This is a genomic window from Bacillus tequilensis KCTC 13622 (assembly GCF_000507145.1).
In the GTDB taxonomy this organism is placed as follows: Bacteria; Bacillota; Bacilli; order Bacillales; family Bacillaceae; genus Bacillus; species Bacillus tequilensis.
Map to the genome: position 1 here is coordinate 72,068 of NZ_AYTO01000009.1, position 18,406 is coordinate 90,473.

Genomic DNA, 18,406 nt, shown 5'->3' on the forward strand with positions numbered 1-18,406 from the left:
ACAAGCTAATATGACTCTCGTTTTGGACAGAAACTTAATTTGTTATTTACGTATTCTTTTTTGCTATTTTGCGCATAATGATGATAATACACGAAAAATAAAAAACCAGTATGCCAGAGTGACATACTGATTTTCAAGTAAGTTTATGCGTTTAAGTCAGAAACGACTTCTTTGTTCTCTTGCTCAGAAGCAGACTCATCATTTACACGTTCGATGTCTGCGCCGATAGCCGCAAGCTTCTTATGGAAATCAACGTAACCGCGGTCTAAGTGCTTCAGTTCAGTAACACGTGTATGACCTTCAGCCACTAACCCCGCAAGAATCAGCGCTGCACCCGCACGCAAGTCCGTCGCTGCAACTTCTGCTCCCTGAAGTTGTACAGGGCCGTTAATGATGACAGAACGTCCTTCAATCTTGATATCACCATTCATCCGGCGGAATTCTTCCGCATGCATAAAACGGTTTTCAAAAACAGTTTCTGTAATCATGCTTGTGCCGCTTGCACGAAGCAGAAGCGCCATCATTTGTGACTGCATATCAGTCGGGAAGCCCGGGTGAGGCATTGTTTTAATGTCGATCGGTTTGAGTTCTTTCGGACCGATGACACGCAGGCCTTCACCTTCATCCTTAATCGTTACACCCATCTCTTCCATTTTAGCAATTAAAGAGGTGAGGTGTTCAGGAACCGCTCCTTTAACTAGTACGTTTCCTTCAGTGATTGCAGCGGCAACCATAAATGTGCCCGCTTCAATACGGTCAGGAATAATATGATGTTTTACACCGTGAAGCTTTTCGACTCCTTCGATTTTGATGGTGCCGGTACCCGCTCCGCGGATTTTTCCGCCCATGCCGTTGATATAGTTTGCTAAATCAACGATTTCAGGTTCTTTCGCCACGTTCTCCAGCGTTGTTGTTCCTTCAGCTAGAGCGGCTGCCATAATCAGGTTCTCTGTAGCTCCTACACTTGGGAAGTCCAGATAGATTTTTGCGCCTTGCAGACGGCCTTTTACTTCAGCTTCGATGAAGCCGTTGCCGACTTTGATTTCTGCGCCCATCGCTTCAAAACCTTTTAGATGTTGATCGATCGGTCTGGAACCAATTGCGCATCCGCCCGGAAGCGCAACTCTTGCATGACCTGTACGCGCAAGAAGCGGCCCCATGACAAGCACGGACGCACGCATTTTACGTACATATTCAAAAGGTGCTTCAGTTTGCAAAGCGTATGAAGCATTCACAGTCACTTCATTATTTTCAAAATGCACATCTGCTCCTAAATGACGCAACACTTCATTAATTGTATATACATCGGAGAGCGTAGGTACATCACAAATTACGCTTTTTTCTTCACTTGCTAACAAAGATGCAGCGATAACAGGTAAAACGGCATTTTTAGCGCCTTCAACTTTGACTGTGCCGTTTAACTTTTGACCGCCGCGGACGATGATTTTTTCCAAGGTATTCCCCTCCGCGTCCCTAAATTCTCTATATTAATATTCAGTCGTAACGATTGGTGTGCCAACCGTAACGGTATGTTTTCCGCCCATTCCTGCACTTCTAAGTGCAATTTGCAAATTCATTCTGTGTTTCGAGGTCATGATGGACTCTTCCCACTCATCTGTAAACGCAGAAATAGAAACGAAATTTGGCTCAACTACATGTTCTACAGATCTTGCTTGAAATTCGTTTAATAACTGATTTGCTTTTTTTTGCAAAACAATATTCATATTATCATCTACATGACCATTTAGACAAGTAAAAATAACTACTTTTTCTTGGAATATCCCGAGTGTGTCCCGTTCAAACTGTTCATATGTATCATTCCAGCTATCCGGTGTCTCAAGACTCATTTGCTCATATAATAAATACGAAGTTGGGTTATGTTTTTTGAGGGTTGTGACAAGTTGCAGTCTAAAAGAAGTGTGATTTTTTTTGTCAGTATATGTGCCGATTGCCTTTACGATTTTATCTTCCTGTGCAATTACCCAATGATATTGACGATACTCTAGTTTTAAACGTTGCACTTTTTGATAAAATTCTTTCTTGGTCATCGACATGTTTTGTTTTGCATGCAATGTCCACTTATCTATTGACACATCTTGGCGCTCCATCCCCTCTGCCATTTGGGCTAACGGCGTTAACTCACTCGCATGGATTGTATGGAAAACCGCAATGACGAAGCTTAACATGACGGATATGATAATGGCGTGGCTTACTTGTTTTTTCTTCATATTCATCTTTCCCCCTTATCCCCAGTTTTGCCGGGGGCAAGAGGCGCCATACGTAAAAATCTTCGTCAAAACTCGAGCTATTCGCTTCCCCAACCATTCCCGTGATTATGGGAGTTAAAACCTATTAAAATAGATAGGGAAGCTGCTGTGAATAATTGAGGTAATCTAAAAAGAAATTCGCAGCGGTCGTTCCAATGGCGATTGTCAGTAAAATCATCAGGAGTCTCGCCTGAATGACTTTGCCTTTTTTAATTAACGGATCTATATTGACGGCTTGAAGCGCCCACCAAGTCACTGCTATAAAAATCAGGTGAACGACAATGCCGATTGCAGCCTGCTGTCCCAATACACTCATCTATTACACTCCTTTCTCCGCGTTCATACCCTTTCTTATTATATAAGAAGCACAGATAAAGATGATACATTTTATACAGAATGGAATAATCATCTAAATCTAGGGCTAATCCCCGCTTAAAGTACGATTCTTTTACATGGTATACTTTACTGGAAAGGAGCTGGCAAATATGGATCATTCTTTTTTTCAGCCTGAAAAGCAATACGGTGAGGACCTGCCAATTTTTGAACAGGAATGGGAAGCTATTGCATTCTATTATGATTATAGACAGTCACAGATTGAAGAACTGAATGAATTGTGTCAGTTTTATAACATTTCTCTTACCTATACGAGAGAAAGCCTTGAAGAGCTTGAAAACCTTTATTTTCAAAGTATACAAGAGCTTTTGCTAGCTGATTGGAATCTTCCTATTGAAGAATTCGAGAAAATGATCAGTGTTTATCTTATAGATTGCGTGATTGCCCACCATGAAGATGCTGAATGGGTTGTAAAACCTTATCCGTATACAGACGGCGCATATACAATGGGCTTCAGAAGACACCGCAAATCATGGCACACAATGAATACCTGCGACGGTTTATACTTGCGCCAAAAAGAGGATCAGCCGCTGCTGTCTCTGTTTGACTCTCTTGTGCGTTCATAAAAAAATCCTTCTCGTAAAGAGAAGGATTTTTTCTTATTTCCCTGCTACATCCAATCTGTTCAAAGCCCGCTGTAACGCAAGCTCAGCCCGACGAATGTCAGTATCATCTGATTGAGAATTCAAACGCTCCTGCGCCCGCTGACGTGCAGCTTCTGCGCGCTCTTTATCGATGCCTTCTGCTGTCTCAGCAGTCTGGGCAAGGATGGTAACATGATCAGGACGGACTTCTACAAATCCGCCGCTGACAGCAACCAATTCAGTCTGTCCGTCTTTTTTGAGACGGACAGCGCCGATTTTAAGAGGAGCCACGGTTGGAATATGACCTGGCAAAATACCGAGATCGCCGCTTTCGGCTCTCACACTCACCATTTCAATATCCGCATCGTATACTGGGCCGTCGGGAGTAACGATATTGACTTTAACGGTCTTCATGCTTTTACCCTCCTAGGACCAGATTAAACTTCTACACCCATTTCTTTTGCTTTCTCAATAACTTCTTCAATACGGCCTACAAGACGGAACGCATCTTCAGGAAGATGGTCGTATTTGCCGGCTAAGATCTCTTTGAAACCTTGAACCGTTTCTTTTACAGGCACGTAAGAACCTTTTTGTCCAGTGAACTGTTCAGCCACGTGGAAGTTTTGAGAAAGGAAGAACTGAATGCGGCGTGCACGTTGAACGACAAGTTTGTCTTCATCACTCAATTCATCCATACCGAGAATCGCAATGATATCTTGAAGCTCTTTGTAACGCTGAAGCGTTGACTGTACTTCACGGGCAACTGCATAATGCTCTTCTCCCACAATTTCAGGAGCGAGAGCGCGTGATGTAGATGCCAACGGATCAACCGCAGGGTAAATACCCATCTCAGTTAATTTACGCTCAAGGTTTGTAGTCGCATCCAAGTGAGCGAACGTTGTTGCCGGCGCCGGGTCAGTGTAGTCATCGGCAGGCACGTAGATCGCCTGGATAGATGTAACTGATCCAACGTTTGTAGATGTGATACGCTCTTGAAGCTGACCCATTTCAGTTGCAAGCGTCGGCTGATAACCAACCGCTGAAGGCATACGGCCAAGAAGGGCAGAAACCTCTGAACCCGCTTGCGTGAAACGGAAAATGTTATCGATGAAGAACAATACATCCTGTCCTTGTTCATCACGGAAGTGCTCAGCCATTGTAAGGCCTGTCAAAGCAACACGCATACGTGCGCCCGGCGGCTCGTTCATTTGTCCGAATACCATGGCTGTTTTGTTGATTACGCCAGAGTCACTCATTTCGTAGAAAAGGTCGTTCCCTTCACGAGTACGCTCCCCTACACCGGCGAATACAGAGATACCGCCGTGCTCTTGCGCGATGTTGTTGATTAATTCCTGGATTAATACGGTTTTACCTACACCGGCACCGCCGAACAATCCGATCTTACCGCCCTTGATGTACGGAGCAAGCAAGTCAACAACTTTAATACCTGTTTCAAGAATTTCAACTTCTGTTGACAGCTGATCAAATGAAGGCGCCTGTCTGTGAATCGGATCCTTTTTCGCATCCGCAGGAAGCGGCTCATTCAAATCAATATTTTCTCCAAGTACGTTAAATACACGGCCAAGTGTTACATTTCCAACCGGTACAGAAATTGGCGCTCCTGTATCAACAGCTTCCATTCCGCGCTGAACACCATCCGTAGATGCCATTGCGATTGTACGGACTGTATCATCGCCTAAATGAAGAGCGACCTCAAGCGTTAATTCAATACCTACTTCGTTTTCACTAGCTGGCTGTGAAATTTTAATCGCATTATAAATTTCAGGCAAATGACCGTCTTCAAAACGCACGTCGACGACTGGTCCTAATACCTGGCTAACGCGTCCTTTCTTCATCGCTATCCCTCCTGACAAAAATCTTTCTATTCTAAAGCGGCTGCTCCGCCGACAATTTCCGTAATTTCTTGTGTGATGGCTGCTTGGCGAGCGCGGTTGTAAGAAAGCGAAAGTGAATCGATAAGTTCCTTCGCGTTGTCTGTCGCGTTTTTCATCGCCGTCATTCTTGCAGCGTGCTCACTTGCTTTACTGTCAAGAAGCGCGCCGAAGATTAAGCTTTCTGCATATTGAGGAAGCAAAACCTCCAGAACCTCCTCTTCAGACGGTTCAAATTCGTAAGATGCCGTTCTCTTTCCTGCGCCGCTTCCTAAATCAGATAACGGCAGAAGCTTTTTCTCCGTCACTTCTTGAGAAATGGCGCTGACAAAATGGTTATAAACAAGGTGCAATTCGTCAAACGCACCGTCTATAAACATTTGAATCGTTTGACGGGCAAGATCCTTGATTTCTGTAAACGTTACTTCATCTCCAAGTCCTGTTAACTCGGAAATGATCGGAATCTCACGTTTCTTAAAGAAATCACGGCCCACTCTTCCGATGACGATCACCGCATACTCATCCTTCGATTGATGACGTTCTTGCATGGCCTGATAAGCATTTCGTAAAACCGAACTGTTAAAAGCGCCGGCAAGCCCGCGGTCAGACGTAATGACGAGATATGCCGTCTTTTTCACTTCTCTGCTGAGAAGCATCGGATGCTTCACGTTGCCGGAAACTCTCCCGACGTTAGACACAACCTCTTGAATCTTATCCATATATGGCACAAATGATTTTGCATTATTTTCTGCACGATTCAGCTTAGCCGCAGATACCATCTGCATGGCTTTTGTAATCTGGCTCGTTTTTTTCGTTGACGTGATCCTTGACTTAATATCGCGTAATGAGGCCAAAGATTTCACCACCTTTTCTCTTCATCTGCGTAAAAAGAGAGAAAAAGAGAACCTTTTTCTCTCATCAGCATTCGAGTTAGTTGCTTGGTGCAAATGTGCGTTTGAAGCCTTCGATTGCAGCATTGAAGTCTTCATCAGCAGGAAGGTTTCCTGTTTTCGCAATTCCGTCAAGCAGGTCTTTATGGTTTTGGTCAAGGTACATGTAGTACTCTTCTTCAAAACGTCTAATATCCGCTACAGGAATATCATCAAGATGTCCTTTTGTCAGCGCATAAAGAATAGCTACTTGCTTTTCAACCGGAAGCGGCTTGTTCAGATCCTGCTTCAGCACTTCAACTGTACGCGCACCGCGGTTCAGTTTCGCCTGAGTCGCTTGGTCGAGGTCAGATCCGAATTGAGCGAATGCTTCCAGCTCACGGTATGACGCAAGGTCAAGACGCAAAGTTCCTGATACTTTTTTCATCGCTTTGATTTGCGCTGAACCGCCGACACGGGATACAGACAATCCGGCGTTGATCGCTGGACGTACGCCTGAGAAGAACAAATCAGATTGCAGGAAGATCTGTCCGTCGGTGATGGAAATAACGTTCGTCGGAATATAAGCAGAGATATCTCCGGCTTGTGTTTCTACGAACGGCAGAGCTGTAATTGATCCTGCGCCTTTCGCGTCGCTAAGCTTTGCTGCACGCTCAAGCAGACGGGAATGAAGATAGAATACATCCCCAGGGAACGCTTCACGGCCCGGCGGACGGCGAAGAAGCAAGGACAGCTCACGATAAGCAGCCGCTTGTTTAGAAAGATCATCGTATACAACAAGAACGTGCTTGCCGTTGTACATAAATTCTTCTGCCATTGTAACCCCAGCATACGGAGCCAGGTACAGAAGCGGTGCCGGCTGTGACGCAGACGCCGTTACAACGATTGTATAGTCAAGCGCGCCGTGCTTACGCAATGTTTCTACTACGCCGCGGACTGTTGATTCTTTTTGACCGATCGCAACGTATACGCAGATCATGTCTTGGTCTTTTTGGTTCAAGATCGAATCGATCGCAACAGAAGTTTTACCTGTTTGACGGTCACCGATGATCAGCTCACGCTGGCCGCGGCCGATTGGAATCAGTGCATCGATCGCTTTAATACCCGTTTGAAGCGGTTCATGAACGGATTTACGGTCCATAACGCCTGGTGCAGGGCTTTCGATCGGACGTGTTTTGCTTGTGAGGATCGGGCCAAGTCCGTCTACCGGCTGTCCCAATGGGTTCACAATACGGCCGATTAATTCTTCGCCGACAGGAACCTCCATGATGCGGCCTGTTCTTTTTACTTCGTCTCCCTCGCGGATCTCACTGAAAGGTCCTAAGATGACGATACCTACGTTTGATTCTTCAAGGTTTTGAGCCATACCCAAAACACCGTTTGAAAATTCGACAAGTTCACCGGCCATACAGTTGTCAAGGCCGTGTACACGAGCAATACCGTCACCGACTTGGATGACAGTACCTACGTCTTGAACTTCAATATCAGATTGATAATTTTGTATTTGCTGTTTTATCAGCGTGCTAATCTCTTCAGCTTTGATGCTCACTTAGGTTTCACCCCTTCTATCGATTTTCCCCGGCTAGCTGACGTTCAATGCGCTGAAGCTTTCCGCTTACGCTGCCGTCAAAAATCCGGTTTCCAATGCGGACTTTAATGCCGCCTATTAAATCCGTCTGCACTTCATTTCTGATTCTCAGTGAAGCGACTCCGGCTTTTGTTGCAAACACTTGTGATAATGATAAAATTTCCGCTTCCGTCAGCGGTTTCACTGAATATACGGTCGCGTCTTCTATTTGACGAGCCTCATTTGCGAGTTTGATGAACTCATCTGTGAGCTCAGGTACAATCGCGGCACGATGGCGGTCAATCAAAAGAAAAATCGTATTGAGTACAGACTGTGACAAAGAGCCAAATGTATTCTGAATCAGCTCTTTTTTCTTCGCAGCCGGCACCTTCGGATGGTTTAACACATCATTAAGCGCTTTTTCATTTTGAAATACTTGTTTTACAACAGTTAACTCTTCTTCTACTTGATTCAGCTGAGCGGACTCATTGGCGATATCAAAAAGAGCTAACGCATATCGTTTCGAGACAGCTGATCCACTCATCGGCTCTCTCCTACCTCTTTAAGATAGTCCTGGATCAATTTCTCTTGAGCTTGTTCATCCAGTTCTTTTTCGATCACTTTCGACGCAATCATGACAGAAAGAGACGCTACTTGCTCACGGAGAGCAGAAACCGCCTGTTCTTTTTCCTTCACGATTTCAGTTCTAGCTGCTTCTTTCAGACGTTCAGATTCTGCACGCGCAGCCTGAACAATCTCTTCTTTTTGCTTCTCTCCCAGTTTCTTTGCGTTTTCGATAAGAGTTTGGGATTCCTGTCTTGCTTCTTTTAAAAGAACGCGCTGCTCTTCAATCAGCTGCTGCGCTTCTTTATTTTTTTCTTCAGCAGACGTAATTTCTCCAGCGATGTGGTCTTCACGCTGTTTCATTATGTTTAATAGCGGCCCTAAAGCGTATCTCTTTAGAAGCGCTAATAAGATTAACATAGCTAACAGTTGGAACAGGATATCTCCGCCGTTAAACGACAATCCTAGTTCAAGTGGTAATTGAGACATCTACTACGGCAACTCCCTTCTGCAGGTTTTTCTTTGCTGATCCAGCAGCCGCACTTGTCTCTTTTCAGCCGGCAAGGCGGGTTGCTTATCAGACATAAAGCAATGGCGAAGGTTCTCTTGGAATGATCTTCGCCATTTTTAGTTCATATAAGGCTTTTATGCTTAGCCAAAGAACGCTAAGAATGCGATAACGACAGCGATAATAGGAAGGGCTTCAACTAATGCGATACCCATGAACATAAGAGTTCTAAGTTCCTTACCTGCTTCCGGCTGACGGGCAATCCCCTCTACCGTACGTGAAACAATCAAACCGTTACCAATACCTGCACCAAGTGCGCCTAAACCAATTGCAATCGCAGCTGCTATTAAATTCATGAAAAAGTTCCTCCTTTAAGATGTTATCCGTTTGGATATAATGTTTTAATGATCATGACTTATTTTATGAGACATGTACACCATCGTCAGCATTGTAAAGATAAACGCTTGGATGGCACCTATAAATAAACTGAACGCTTGCCATGCCAGCATCGGCAGAATGGCGCCGATTGTACCGACAAGACCGAGAGCGAAGCTATGCGAATAATGGTTTGTCGCCAGACCCGCAAGCAGGCCGAGAAGAATCTCGCCGGCGAAAATGTTACCATAAAGCCGCAAACCGAGAGTCAGCGTATTCGCAAACTCTTCGATGATTTTCATCGGGAGCATGAAGGGAACAGGTCTTAAATAGTCTTTTGAATATTCCTTGAGCCCTTTCATCTTCACGCCATAGTAATGGGTTAAAGCAACAACCATCACGGCTAGCGTTAATGTAATGGCAGGATCGGCTGTCGGAGATTTCCACCAGAGCTCATGTCCGATTGTAATAGAAAACGGCAGCCCCAGCATATTCGACACAAATATGTACATCAGCAATGTGACACCAAGTGCCAAGAAGTTAGCCCCTGTTTTTAAATCCATTGTACTGCCGATAATATTACGGACGAAATCAACAACCCATTCCATAAAATTCTGGGCTTTTCCGGGACGGATCGAAAGCGTTCTTGTCGTCAATATAGCAATCAATAAAACAATCACACTCGCCACAGTAATCATCAGAATGTTTGTCAGATTAAAAGTAAGACCTAGAAATTCAATAGTTTTGTATTCATGATTCAAAGGGTTTTCACCTCTCTTCCATTGATGAGCGTTTAAGCTGGATAAAGGAATCTATCATAATGACAGGATATATTGTCATTAATCCAATAACTGTACTTGCCATATGAAAATGCTCTGGATTTTTATAGGCGATAGCCGCAGCAAGAATCGCATTGCACCACCGCGCTGCGCTCCCAAGAGATCGTATGGACTTGCCTTTCTCAACAGCTCTGTCAAAAGCGTTCATCCTCCTGACGAGCAGCAAAAAATTAAACAAACTGAAAACAGTTCCCAGAATAAGGCCTAAAAAAACGGGTTTATACGCTGTTAAACCATAACCCAGTACATACACTGCCAAAATGAACAATAAATATTTGCGTTGTCTGCTAAATGTAAGCTTGGGATCGTCCATCAATTATCTGTCTCCTGATGAAAAAATAATGTCTATCTTGGATACGGCAAAAATCAGCGGTTAACCCTAGTAGAAGACCTTTTTTGACCGGCAAAACGGGCCTGTTCGAAAAAATCATTCATCCGCAAGCCTTGCAGGGATGCTGTTTCATTCGCTTAAATAAATCCTCATAATACGGGTTTTCTGAGAGGATTCACATTGAGGATGAGGACTATATTGAAAGCTATGAAAACCTTCTCATAATACCCTCGTTTAGCATACAATAGCCCCCAACAAGTGTCAATCTGTTTAAAGTTAAAAAACTTTTTATACTGTACGCCTCCACAGAATGTTCACATTTTCACCTATAATTGTATACAAACTGGCCGAATATCAAATAACTGGATAAAAAAGAAAACCCTTTTAAGGGGTTTTCTTTTTTTATTTTGTTCCAAACATACGGTCTCCCGCATCTCCAAGCCCCGGAACAATATAACCTTTTTCGTTTAGTTTTTCATCAAGTGCCGCAATGTAAATATCTACGTCAGAATGATGCTTCTGCAATTCTTCCACACCCTCAGGAGCCGCTACAAGACACATGAAACGAATATGTTTCGCACCGCGTTTTTTGAGGCTGTGAATGGCTTCAACTGCGGAACCGCCTGTGGCCAGCATCGGGTCAACCACGATGAATTCACGCTCTTCTACGTCGGACGGAAGCTTGACATAGTATTCCACGGGTTTTAAGGTTTCAGGATCACGATACAGACCGACATGTCCCACTTTTGCCGCAGGGATCAGCTTTAAGATGCCGTCAACCATTCCCAATCCAGCTCTGAGAATAGGAACGACTCCAAGTTTTTTCCCTGAGATGACTTTCGATTTCGCAGCCTGAACCGGTGTTTTGATATCCACCTCTTCCAGGGGAAGATCGCGGGTGATTTCAAATGCCATGAGTGTTGCAACTTCGTCTACAAGCTCTCTAAAATCCTTCGTACCTGTATTTTCATTCCGTATATATGTCAGCTTGTGCTGAATTAAAGGATGATCAAATACATAAACCTTTCCCATACAGTGTTTCAGCTCCTTTTTTATTGTCCCATCAACAAATACACACTTCTATTGATTCTACAAAAAAAGACATGGAGTTTCAAGAACATCGTCAAAAAACCCGCCGGCCATAAGCCGAGCGGGTTTTTTGATTTTAGTAGTCTAATTCTTTATATAAAGGAAACTTATCGGTCAGAGCAGCTACACGCTGTCTTGCTTCCTCAAGTTTTCCTTCATCTTCGTGATTTTTCAACGCAAGCGCAATGATGGCTCCGACTTCGTCCAATGCGTCTCCGTCAAAACCGCGGCTTGTCACAGCAGCTGTACCAAGACGGATGCCGCTTGTTACGAAAGGTTTTTCCGGATCGTATGGAATCGCGTTTTTGTTAGACGTAATACCGATTTCATCAAGCACGTGCTCAGCAACCTTACCTGTCAATCCGAGAGAACGCAGGTCAACAAGGATAAGGTGGTTGTCAGTTCCGCCAGAAACGAGCTGGACGCCCTCTTTCGTTAATGCTTCAGCCAGGCGTTTTGCATTGGAAATGACGTTTTGCGCATATGTTTTGAAATCGTCCTGCAATACTTCACCAAATGAAACTGCTTTTGCGGCAATAACGTGCATTAGCGGGCCGCCTTGAATGCCTGGGAAGATGGATTTATCAATTTTCTTGCCGAACTCTTCACGGCAAAGGATCATACCGCCGCGAGGTCCGCGAAGTGTTTTATGTGTTGTTGTTGTTACGAAATCAGCGTAAGGAACAGGGTTTGGATGAAGGCCTGCCGCAACAAGTCCTGCGATATGCGCCATATCCACCATGAAATAAGCGCCGACTTCATCAGCAATTTCACGGAATTTCTTAAAGTCGATTTCACGAGGATACGCACTTGCTCCTGCTACGATAAGCTTCGGCTTATGAGCGAGGGCTTTTTCACGCACGTCATCGTAATCAATATATTGAGTTTCTTTATCTACACCGTACTCAACAAAGTTATATTGAACACCGCTGAAGTTGACTGGGCTTCCGTGTGTTAAATGACCGCCGTGGGAGAGGTTCATCCCAAGTACAGTATCGCCTTGTTCCAAAATCGTGAAGTACACTGCCATGTTTGCTTGCGCGCCTGAATGCGGCTGAACGTTTACATATTCCGCTCCAAAGATTTCCTTCGCGCGGTCACGAGCGATATCTTCAACGACATCGACGTACTCACATCCGCCATAGTAACGTTTGCCCGGATATCCTTCAGCGTATTTATTTGTCAAAACAGATCCTTGTGCTTCCATCACCGCTTCACTTACAAAGTTCTCAGAAGCAATCAACTCGATCTTTGTCTGTTGGCGTTCACGCTCATTTTTAATGGCGTTAAACACTTGTTCGTCTTGCGCAGGTAAATGTTTCATCAGCGAGATCCTCTCCTATCCGTATCCTGTTCTTTGTTTTTACCACCACTATTGTACATGGTTTTTAAGACCGATGTAAAAGATTATTTTAAAAAAATCAAAATTTTTATTGGTAAAAACGAATATTGACGACTTAAATTTAAAGTAAAGTTCGGAATTTATTCCGCCGCTTTAAAATAAAAGAAAAGACTGGCCATGCAGTCCTTTCATTCACACCCATAAACCGCCCGTACTCCGCCGATCAGTTTCGGCCGCGTACGCGCTAATGTCACATGCGCTGCTCCAAGACTGTTTTGAGAGACGCGCACAGGGACAGCCACCGGCTTCAGATGCATGCCGATAAACGTATCGCCTATATCTATTCCAGCGTCAGCTTGAATGGTTTCGACAAGAACGGGAGACTTCATCTGCTTAAATGCATAAGAAGCCATCGCCCCGCCCGCTTTTGGAACGGGTACGGCAGAAACAGTCGGAAGCATAAACAGCTTAGCCGTTTCTTCCTCTATGACAAGCGCCCTGTTCAAATGCTCGCAGCATTGAAACGCGAGATGGATTCCCGTTTTTTCCTGAAGATCAGCAAGTCCGCTGTAGATGCTTTCAGCGATGTCTACACTGCCCGATGTGCCGATCCGGCTGCCGGCCACTTCGCTCGTGCTGCATCCAAGGACGAAGAGCTGATCTTGTTTCAATCCCGCTTGCTCCTGAAATTCAGACAGCATCGTACTCCACGTTTGTTTGATCTCATCCATTGAACTGCACCCCTATAGGTTTTTCTCTTCATAATCTGAGATTTTTCCAATACGCGTTTGATGTCTTCCCCCGGTAAACTCAGTGGTCAGCCAGATTTTTGCAATTTCACGAGCCAAGCCGGGGCCGATCACCCGTTCACCCATCGCGAGGATGTTTGTGTCATTATGCTCTCTCGTTGCTTTGGCGCTGAATGTATCGTGCGCCAGCGCACAGCGGATGCCTTTGACTTTATTAGCGGAAATGCTCATGCCGATGCCTGTCCCGCAAATTAAAATACCTCTGTCAACTTCACCGCTTACCACTTTTTCGGCCACCGGAAAAGCATAGTCCGGATAATCTACAGATCCGCTGCCGCAGTCACAGCCCATATCAATATATTCAATTTGCAATTCGTCCATTAACTCTTTGATTTCATTTCGAATGTGAACGCCGCCATGATCCGATGCTATGGCTACTTTCATCAGCTTTTCCTCCCAGCGTGTGTGATGCGGCGCCCGCTATGTTCTATGTTGACCGCGCTGCCTATCCGCTCTTTCATTCACACCATGTGATGTGCTTTTCACTATATTCTACTCCTTCACGCAGGATTTGCAAATGACCTGTTTGCAGATTTTCTGACAACTTACATGCCGTCTTTTTTCAGCTGTTTTGCCAGCTGCCGAAGAAGCTCTTCAAGCTCATCTCTTGTTTGTTTATAAATATCAATTGAGCCGCCGAACGGATCGATGACGTCCCCATGGCTGCCTGTGACGTATTCTTTCAGCGTAAACACTTTATCACGATAACGTGCAAATTGGCTGGCAATAAGCTGCTTATGCTGATGGGTCATAGTCAGAACCAAATCAGCCGATTCCATATGCTCTTCAGTTAGCGGAGAAGACGCATGATTCAAGGCAATATGTTTTTCAAACAGCGCTTCGACAGCTTGAGGCGTCGCTCTCCCATTAGGCGAAGCAAACACGCCCGCCGAACGGACACTGACATTCAGCCCTTCCGTTTCCGCAATTGATTTAAAAAGCGCCTCAGCCATTGGGCTGCGACACGTATTTCCAGTACAGACAAAAATAATATTCATGTCAGTCACCCCTTATTTTTCTCTATTATATATGAAGAAAAAAGAAACGGCGACTTCGTTTCTTTTATTGGTATATTAAATTGGCAAAAGCAGCTTGAGGCCGAATGCGATTAATATGATGCCCCCGAGCGCTTCGCTGTATGTGCCAAGCCACGACTGCACTTGTTTTCCGATCAGCAGGCCCAGCCACGTCAGCATCATGCTGAACAGCCCGAACAGGGTAATGGTGAGGAGCGGATGCGATCCGTAGATCCCCAAGCTCAAACCGACGGAAAAACTGTCAAGGCTGACGCCGACGGCAAACAGCAATAAGCCTGGCCCTGCCGGCGACATGAGTCGATCTTCTGACTGTTTGAAAGAAGCCATAAGCATTTGAACTCCAAGAACAAAAAGCAGCGAACCCCCGATATAAACCGCTAACACGCCGAGGAGACCTGACAGCATGTTACCGGCCGCCATCCCTGCAAGCGGCATGATGACGTGAAAGAGGCCGATGATGAAACCAATATTGAATATTTGCTTCTTTCTGAGTTTGACCATGCCCATTCCAAGACCAACAGAAAAAGCATCCATCCCTAAAGCAAACGCCATGATGCTTAATGTCATCAGTTCGCCTATAAACAAATCCGACATACATAAATAACCCCCTTGGACACGCCCGCTTTTTTAGCCTATGCGTGTCCAAAAAGGGTTAGAACATCTGACTGTATTCAGCGGATCACTCTTCCTCCGGCGGCTTTCATCAGTCTGTTCATAATGGCGAGACCGACACCTGTGTCCGGAAAGGATTCCGAGATAATAAAATCCACCTTCTTCTCATCAAAGCGGCGCAAGGCATCATACAGTCCTGCCGCAACCGTCTCAAGCCGCGCCCGTCTGCCGCAGCTCTTCACATAATCAGCGGAATACACACCCGCGTTTTCTTCTGTCGTCAGAACACCGACCCGTCGGCCGCCTTGTTGATATTCCTGAATGAGTTGCTGAATGCGCTCCGGGCCGTCTTCGCAGATGGCAAGCGGCGCTGTCGGCGCATAATGTGTATATTTCATGCCCGGAGAAATCGGCTTCTCATTTTGATCGCTGAGCCCTTTATCCACAAGGATCGGCCCGATCTCCGCTTCAATTTGTTCTTTCGTAATGCCGCCCGGACGCAGGAGAACAGGAATGTCGCCGGCACATGAAAGCACGGTTGATTCAACCCCGATCCCGGTCGGGCCTCCGTCCATAATACCGGCTATGCGGCCGTCCAGATCGTGAGCGACATGTTCCGCTTTTGTGGGACTTGGCTTGCCTGATAGATTGGCGCTCGGTGCGGCAATCGGCAACCCCGACTCACGAATCAACGCAAGGGCAAGCGGATGATCCGGCATTCTAACGGCAACCGTTTCAAGTCCTGCCGTTACACGAGGTGAGAGCGCACCAGGCTTGCAAGGCAGAATGAGCGTGAGAGCTCCCGGCCAAAACCGTTTCATCAATGTTTTTGCCTGTTCAGGCGCCGGACCCGTTAAATCGTCAAGCTGGCTGATATCCGCAATGTGGACAATCAAGGGATTATCGCTCGGACGGCCTTTTGCCTCGTATATCTTTTTGACGGCATCTGTGTTTTTCGCGTTTGCACCGAGTCCGTATACCGTTTCTGTCGGGAACGCAACGACCTCATTTTCCCGGAGCAAAGCAGCTGCTTGTGCAATTTGTGGATCATTTGTGGATAACTCGCCAATGACATCCACAAACCATCTTTTCGTTTTCATTTTTGACCAAACTCCTTATTCACAACAATAAAACGACTGTTTTACGCGTGTAATCCTTTTGAAAGTATAAAAGATGTCCTGTAATAAAACAAGCGTTATCCACAAATTGTGGACAACGCTAATGAAGAAGTGGATAAGTATGTGTATAACCCCACTTATCCAGATGCTTTTTTCATCAAGACGGCCCCTTCCGTTTGCCGCGATTCACGGAAGTGATGAGAGGTAAACAGCTCTTCCGGTACGCTTTCAGCTGGTTCAAATCCCATAGCCTTCAGGAAATCAGCCGAGGAATGCTGATTCGCTATTAAATATACCGTTTTGATCTGGTGCTTTTCGCACAGCAGTTCCATGCTTTGAAAGAGCGTCACAATGTGGCCTTGGTGAAGCTTGTCCGATATCACGAGTGATCGCAGCAGTCCTTGATCACAGCCTATTTTTTCAATTCCGAGACATCCGGCAATGTTTTTCTCGCCGTCCTCCAGCATAAGAAATTGGGCAAAGTCTTCCTTCACGCCTTCATGATTGGTTTTCGCCTGTTTTAAAAATTCCTCAAGCACGCCTCTGTCCTTTTCCCTTGCCACCCGCAGTTGATAAAACATCCGTTCACCCCGTTTTTGCATTCTTTCTTCAAATCTATGAGGCAAATCTATTTTTAGACCAGATGATTAGGAAAAAAGGTCGGAAATCCATTCGACTAAGAAGAATTTCACTTCTGTGCCGTCTTCCTTTTCTTCTTTCTCTTCGTTTTTGGCTTTTTCTGCTTTAGCGGTTACATCCTCAAGCACTTTTTCTGTTTGCTTTTTTGAAGCTTCTTTATCTTCTTGTTCTTTGACGGCTTCCCCGTTGGAAAAATCGAGAAAGCAGAGCGGCGGGAACAGCACACACCACCAGTTGGCCCCTTCGCCGTTTCCAAGCGTAATCAGAATCGCTTCATACTCACCGGCTGGATAAACCATGTTGCCGTAAAGCTTTGTCGGAAATGAGATTTTGTCAAAATCAACGGATATCGATTGGCTGGCTCCTTCTTCCTTCATCGTTTCCTTAGCGATTTCTTTGATTTCAGACAGCTTTGAGCGAATCACACGACGAGCTTCTTCTATAGAAGTAATATCCTTTACCCAGGTTGTGATTTCTTTATTCACCGCGTCTCTGATATGACGCTTTAATTGCTGATCCTGATCACTATCGCTGTTTGCCAATATTCTCAAACGAATCGCCTGATCCGGTATGACCACCGGCTGATTCTCTGATTGCTGTGCCGTCTCTTCTTTAGCCAGCCCTACAAGCGCTCCGGATAATAAAAGAAAGATATATATACAAATGATTACTGTTTTTTTCATCGGTCCCCACCGTTCCTCTCCGTGCTTTGTTTCTAGCCCTATTATGGACAAGGAGAGCCGGCGGTAAACGTACGGGGTGAAAAAAATCTAGCAAGCTGTTAATCTTATTTATGGTACGATAGTGTTTTAGGAGGTTTAAGATGAAATATAATTATACAGTGCTGTTATCAGCCTTCACGATGTCGGTTTTTTATTCAATTATTTATATTCATTCATTTATCATTGCCGCTCTCATCACGATGGCATTTTATTTTCTGTTTCCTTATTTGATATTCGCGCTGCCGCTTCAATTCATGATGAATAAAAAACCGAAACGGTTCAGCCCTTTGTACCTGCTGTATTACCTTGCTGCGGCTTTTATAGCCAACGCGGTCATTTTCGGCGTGCTTCAGCCTTCAGGACAAGCTCTGTTTCAAAATACAGCTTTCTATCTTTTCGCTGTATTAACGGCGCTTGTCTATTGGATATGGGATTCTGTTTTATTGCAAAAAAAGGAAGCCTAAGGGGCTTCCTTTTTTACTAGAACAAAACCGTCAGCAAATAACATAGAATAGAAGGTATCGCTGCAACAAAGAAAGCAGCCGCTATTTTTAAGCGGGCTGTACGGCCTTCTTTGGTTTCTGAATGGTAGTTCGCCCGCTGATCACTTCCGCTTACAGCCAAACCCGATGTGATGATCGCAAGCCCAATTAAAACGAGAGACCCAACGCCAAACATCGTTTCATATGAAAATGCCTCCGGAAAAATGGTGCCAACCATGCTCTCAACCGCAATGAGCAAAATTCCTACTGTCAGGGCCTTTTTCATCTTTAACATCCCCTTTGCTGGTGTTAAAACAGCTTGATTCATCAACTCGCCGGCAAGCTG

At 45.1% G+C, this 18,406-nt stretch carries 24 protein-coding genes; 2 read left to right on the forward strand and 22 right to left on the reverse strand.

What is annotated here, in order from left to right; genetic code table 11:
- Positions 1-143: 143 nt before the first annotated feature.
- The 3 genes from murA to V756_RS0105480 all read right to left on the reverse strand — a co-directional run bounded on the left by murA (position 144) and on the right by V756_RS0105480 (position 2,583).
- The gene (gene murA / locus V756_RS0105470; protein ID WP_003221875.1) at positions 144-1,454 is read right to left on the reverse strand and encodes a UDP-N-acetylglucosamine 1-carboxyvinyltransferase; all 1,311 of its coding nucleotides are present in this window, start codon (positions 1,452-1,454) and stop codon (positions 144-146) included.
- Positions 1,455-1,487: 33 nt separating this feature from the next.
- A complete protein-coding gene (locus V756_RS0105475) occupies positions 1,488-2,228 on the reverse strand; it encodes a YwmB family TATA-box binding protein (protein WP_024713795.1) in 741 nt (246 codons plus the stop codon).
- Between the two features lie 124 nt (positions 2,229-2,352).
- Entirely contained in the window at positions 2,353-2,583 is a 231-nt protein-coding gene (locus V756_RS0105480) for a DUF1146 family protein (RefSeq protein ID WP_024713796.1), read from the reverse strand.
- 169 nt (positions 2,584-2,752) lie between these two features.
- Between V756_RS0105480 and V756_RS0105485 the strand changes: the two genes are divergently transcribed.
- The gene (locus tag V756_RS0105485) at positions 2,753-3,226 is read left to right on the forward strand and encodes a YwmA family protein (protein ID WP_024713797.1); all 474 of its coding nucleotides are present in this window, start codon (positions 2,753-2,755) and stop codon (positions 3,224-3,226) included.
- A 33-nt stretch (positions 3,227-3,259) separates the two neighbouring features.
- Here the strand turns inward: V756_RS0105485 and V756_RS0105490 are convergent, their stop codons facing one another.
- The 18 genes from V756_RS0105490 to spoIIR form a co-directional block, all read right to left on the reverse strand.
- Positions 3,260-3,658, reverse strand: coding sequence for a F0F1 ATP synthase subunit epsilon (locus V756_RS0105490; RefSeq protein ID WP_024713798.1), 399 nt, complete (start codon positions 3,656-3,658; stop codon positions 3,260-3,262).
- A 23-nt stretch (positions 3,659-3,681) separates the two neighbouring features.
- Positions 3,682-5,100, reverse strand: a complete 1,419-nt coding sequence (atpD, locus tag V756_RS0105495) for a F0F1 ATP synthase subunit beta (protein WP_024713799.1) — start codon at positions 5,098-5,100, stop codon at positions 3,682-3,684.
- Between the two features lie 26 nt (positions 5,101-5,126).
- The gene (atpG, locus tag V756_RS0105500) at positions 5,127-5,990 is read right to left on the reverse strand and encodes an ATP synthase F1 subunit gamma (RefSeq protein WP_024713800.1); all 864 of its coding nucleotides are present in this window, start codon (positions 5,988-5,990) and stop codon (positions 5,127-5,129) included.
- Between the two features lie 76 nt (positions 5,991-6,066).
- Entirely contained in the window at positions 6,067-7,575 is a 1,509-nt protein-coding gene (gene atpA / locus V756_RS0105505) for a F0F1 ATP synthase subunit alpha (RefSeq protein ID WP_024713801.1), read from the reverse strand.
- 16 nt (positions 7,576-7,591) lie between these two features.
- Positions 7,592-8,137: a F0F1 ATP synthase subunit delta gene (locus V756_RS0105510; protein ID WP_024713802.1), complete on the reverse strand. Its 546-nt coding sequence runs from the start codon at positions 8,135-8,137 to the stop codon at positions 7,592-7,594.
- A complete protein-coding gene (atpF, locus tag V756_RS0105515; protein ID WP_024713803.1) occupies positions 8,134-8,646 on the reverse strand; it encodes a F0F1 ATP synthase subunit B in 513 nt (170 codons plus the stop codon). The genes V756_RS0105510 and atpF overlap by 4 nt, the downstream gene beginning before the upstream one ends.
- A 162-nt stretch (positions 8,647-8,808) precedes the next feature.
- A complete protein-coding gene (atpE, locus tag V756_RS0105520) occupies positions 8,809-9,021 on the reverse strand; it encodes a F0F1 ATP synthase subunit C (RefSeq protein ID WP_003151167.1) in 213 nt (70 codons plus the stop codon).
- A gap of 45 nt (positions 9,022-9,066) precedes the next feature.
- A complete protein-coding gene (gene atpB, locus V756_RS0105525) occupies positions 9,067-9,801 on the reverse strand; it encodes a F0F1 ATP synthase subunit A (RefSeq protein ID WP_024713804.1) in 735 nt (244 codons plus the stop codon).
- 7 nt (positions 9,802-9,808) lie between these two features.
- Complete coding sequence (atpI, locus tag V756_RS0105530) at positions 9,809-10,192, reverse strand: ATP synthase subunit I (RefSeq protein WP_024713805.1); 384 nt, start codon at positions 10,190-10,192, stop codon at positions 9,809-9,811.
- Between the two features lie 420 nt (positions 10,193-10,612).
- Positions 10,613-11,242, reverse strand: a complete 630-nt coding sequence (gene upp, locus V756_RS0105535) for a uracil phosphoribosyltransferase (protein WP_024713806.1) — start codon at positions 11,240-11,242, stop codon at positions 10,613-10,615.
- A 133-nt stretch (positions 11,243-11,375) separates the two neighbouring features.
- Positions 11,376-12,623, reverse strand: a complete 1,248-nt coding sequence (glyA, locus tag V756_RS0105540; RefSeq protein WP_024713807.1) for a serine hydroxymethyltransferase — start codon at positions 12,621-12,623, stop codon at positions 11,376-11,378.
- 206 nt (positions 12,624-12,829) lie between these two features.
- Positions 12,830-13,372, reverse strand: a complete 543-nt coding sequence (locus V756_RS0105545; RefSeq protein WP_024713808.1) for a TIGR01440 family protein — start codon at positions 13,370-13,372, stop codon at positions 12,830-12,832.
- A gap of 12 nt (positions 13,373-13,384) precedes the next feature.
- On the reverse strand, positions 13,385-13,834 hold the full coding sequence (rpiB, locus tag V756_RS0105550) for a ribose 5-phosphate isomerase B (protein WP_003221910.1): 450 nt from the start codon (positions 13,832-13,834) through the stop codon (positions 13,385-13,387).
- A gap of 161 nt (positions 13,835-13,995) precedes the next feature.
- A complete protein-coding gene (locus tag V756_RS0105555) occupies positions 13,996-14,448 on the reverse strand; it encodes a low molecular weight protein arginine phosphatase (RefSeq protein WP_024713809.1) in 453 nt (150 codons plus the stop codon).
- Positions 14,449-14,523: 75 nt separating this feature from the next.
- Complete coding sequence (locus tag V756_RS0105560) at positions 14,524-15,081, reverse strand: manganese efflux pump MntP (RefSeq protein ID WP_024713810.1); 558 nt, start codon at positions 15,079-15,081, stop codon at positions 14,524-14,526.
- 77 nt (positions 15,082-15,158) lie between these two features.
- A complete protein-coding gene (locus V756_RS0105565; protein WP_024713811.1) occupies positions 15,159-16,199 on the reverse strand; it encodes an L-threonylcarbamoyladenylate synthase in 1,041 nt (346 codons plus the stop codon).
- A 155-nt stretch (positions 16,200-16,354) separates the two neighbouring features.
- Positions 16,355-16,798 (reverse strand): GNAT family N-acetyltransferase, encoded by a 444-nt coding sequence (locus V756_RS0105570; protein ID WP_024713812.1) that lies wholly within the window; start codon positions 16,796-16,798, stop codon positions 16,355-16,357.
- Positions 16,799-16,864: 66 nt separating this feature from the next.
- Positions 16,865-17,539 carry a stage II sporulation protein R gene (gene spoIIR, locus V756_RS0105575; RefSeq protein ID WP_024713813.1) on the reverse strand — a complete coding sequence of 225 codons (675 nt, stop codon included), beginning with the start codon at positions 17,537-17,539 and terminating at the stop codon, positions 16,865-16,867.
- Between the two features lie 140 nt (positions 17,540-17,679).
- Between spoIIR and V756_RS0105580 the strand changes: the two genes are divergently transcribed.
- Complete coding sequence (locus tag V756_RS0105580; protein WP_024713814.1) at positions 17,680-18,042, forward strand: UPF0715 family protein; 363 nt, start codon at positions 17,680-17,682, stop codon at positions 18,040-18,042.
- Positions 18,043-18,058: 16 nt separating this feature from the next.
- Here V756_RS0105580 and V756_RS0105585 read toward each other — a convergent pair whose 3' ends face one another.
- Positions 18,059-18,346, reverse strand: coding sequence for a DUF5316 family protein (locus tag V756_RS0105585; RefSeq protein ID WP_024713815.1), 288 nt, complete (start codon positions 18,344-18,346; stop codon positions 18,059-18,061).
- Positions 18,347-18,406 lie beyond the last annotated feature (60 nt).

What these genes read in the sequence shown, in the direction of transcription:
- atpE (WP_003151167.1), bottom strand. Translation starts at nt 9,021, where the DNA reads ATGAATTTAATAGCAGCTGCGATTGCAATTGGTTTAGGCGCACTTGGT.
- V756_RS0105480 (WP_024713796.1), bottom strand. Translation starts at nt 2,583, where the DNA reads ATGAGTGTATTGGGACAGCAGGCTGCAATCGGCATTGTCGTTCACCTG.
- atpI (WP_024713805.1), bottom strand. Translation starts at nt 10,192, where the DNA reads ATGGACGATCCCAAGCTTACATTTAGCAGACAACGCAAATATTTATTG.
- V756_RS0105585 (WP_024713815.1), bottom strand. Translation starts at nt 18,346, where the DNA reads ATGAAAAAGGCCCTGACAGTAGGAATTTTGCTCATTGCGGTTGAGAGC.
- V756_RS0105475 (WP_024713795.1), bottom strand. Translation starts at nt 2,228, where the DNA reads ATGAAGAAAAAACAAGTAAGCCACGCCATTATCATATCCGTCATGTTA.
- V756_RS0105560 (WP_024713810.1), bottom strand. Translation starts at nt 15,081, where the DNA reads ATGTCGGATTTGTTTATAGGCGAACTGATGACATTAAGCATCATGGCG.
- V756_RS0105580 (WP_024713814.1), top strand. Translation starts at nt 17,680, where the DNA reads ATGAAATATAATTATACAGTGCTGTTATCAGCCTTCACGATGTCGGTT.
- V756_RS0105490 (WP_024713798.1), bottom strand. Translation starts at nt 3,658, where the DNA reads ATGAAGACCGTTAAAGTCAATATCGTTACTCCCGACGGCCCAGTATAC.
- upp (WP_024713806.1), bottom strand. Translation starts at nt 11,242, where the DNA reads ATGGGAAAGGTTTATGTATTTGATCATCCTTTAATTCAGCACAAGCTG.
- V756_RS0105545 (WP_024713808.1), bottom strand. Translation starts at nt 13,372, where the DNA reads ATGGATGAGATCAAACAAACGTGGAGTACGATGCTGTCTGAATTTCAG.
- V756_RS0105485 (WP_024713797.1), top strand. Translation starts at nt 2,753, where the DNA reads ATGGATCATTCTTTTTTTCAGCCTGAAAAGCAATACGGTGAGGACCTG.
- rpiB (WP_003221910.1), bottom strand. Translation starts at nt 13,834, where the DNA reads ATGAAAGTAGCCATAGCATCGGATCATGGCGGCGTTCACATTCGAAAT.
- atpF (WP_024713803.1), bottom strand. Translation starts at nt 8,646, where the DNA reads ATGTCTCAATTACCACTTGAACTAGGATTGTCGTTTAACGGCGGAGAT.
- V756_RS0105555 (WP_024713809.1), bottom strand. Translation starts at nt 14,448, where the DNA reads ATGAATATTATTTTTGTCTGTACTGGAAATACGTGTCGCAGCCCAATG.
- V756_RS0105565 (WP_024713811.1), bottom strand. Translation starts at nt 16,199, where the DNA reads ATGAAAACGAAAAGATGGTTTGTGGATGTCATTGGCGAGTTATCCACA.
- V756_RS0105570 (WP_024713812.1), bottom strand. Translation starts at nt 16,798, where the DNA reads ATGTTTTATCAACTGCGGGTGGCAAGGGAAAAGGACAGAGGCGTGCTT.
- glyA (WP_024713807.1), bottom strand. Translation starts at nt 12,623, where the DNA reads ATGAAACATTTACCTGCGCAAGACGAACAAGTGTTTAACGCCATTAAA.
- atpD (WP_024713799.1), bottom strand. Translation starts at nt 5,100, where the DNA reads ATGAAGAAAGGACGCGTTAGCCAGGTATTAGGACCAGTCGTCGACGTG.
- spoIIR (WP_024713813.1), bottom strand. Translation starts at nt 17,539, where the DNA reads ATGAAAAAAACAGTAATCATTTGTATATATATCTTTCTTTTATTATCC.
- V756_RS0105510 (WP_024713802.1), bottom strand. Translation starts at nt 8,137, where the DNA reads ATGAGTGGATCAGCTGTCTCGAAACGATATGCGTTAGCTCTTTTTGAT.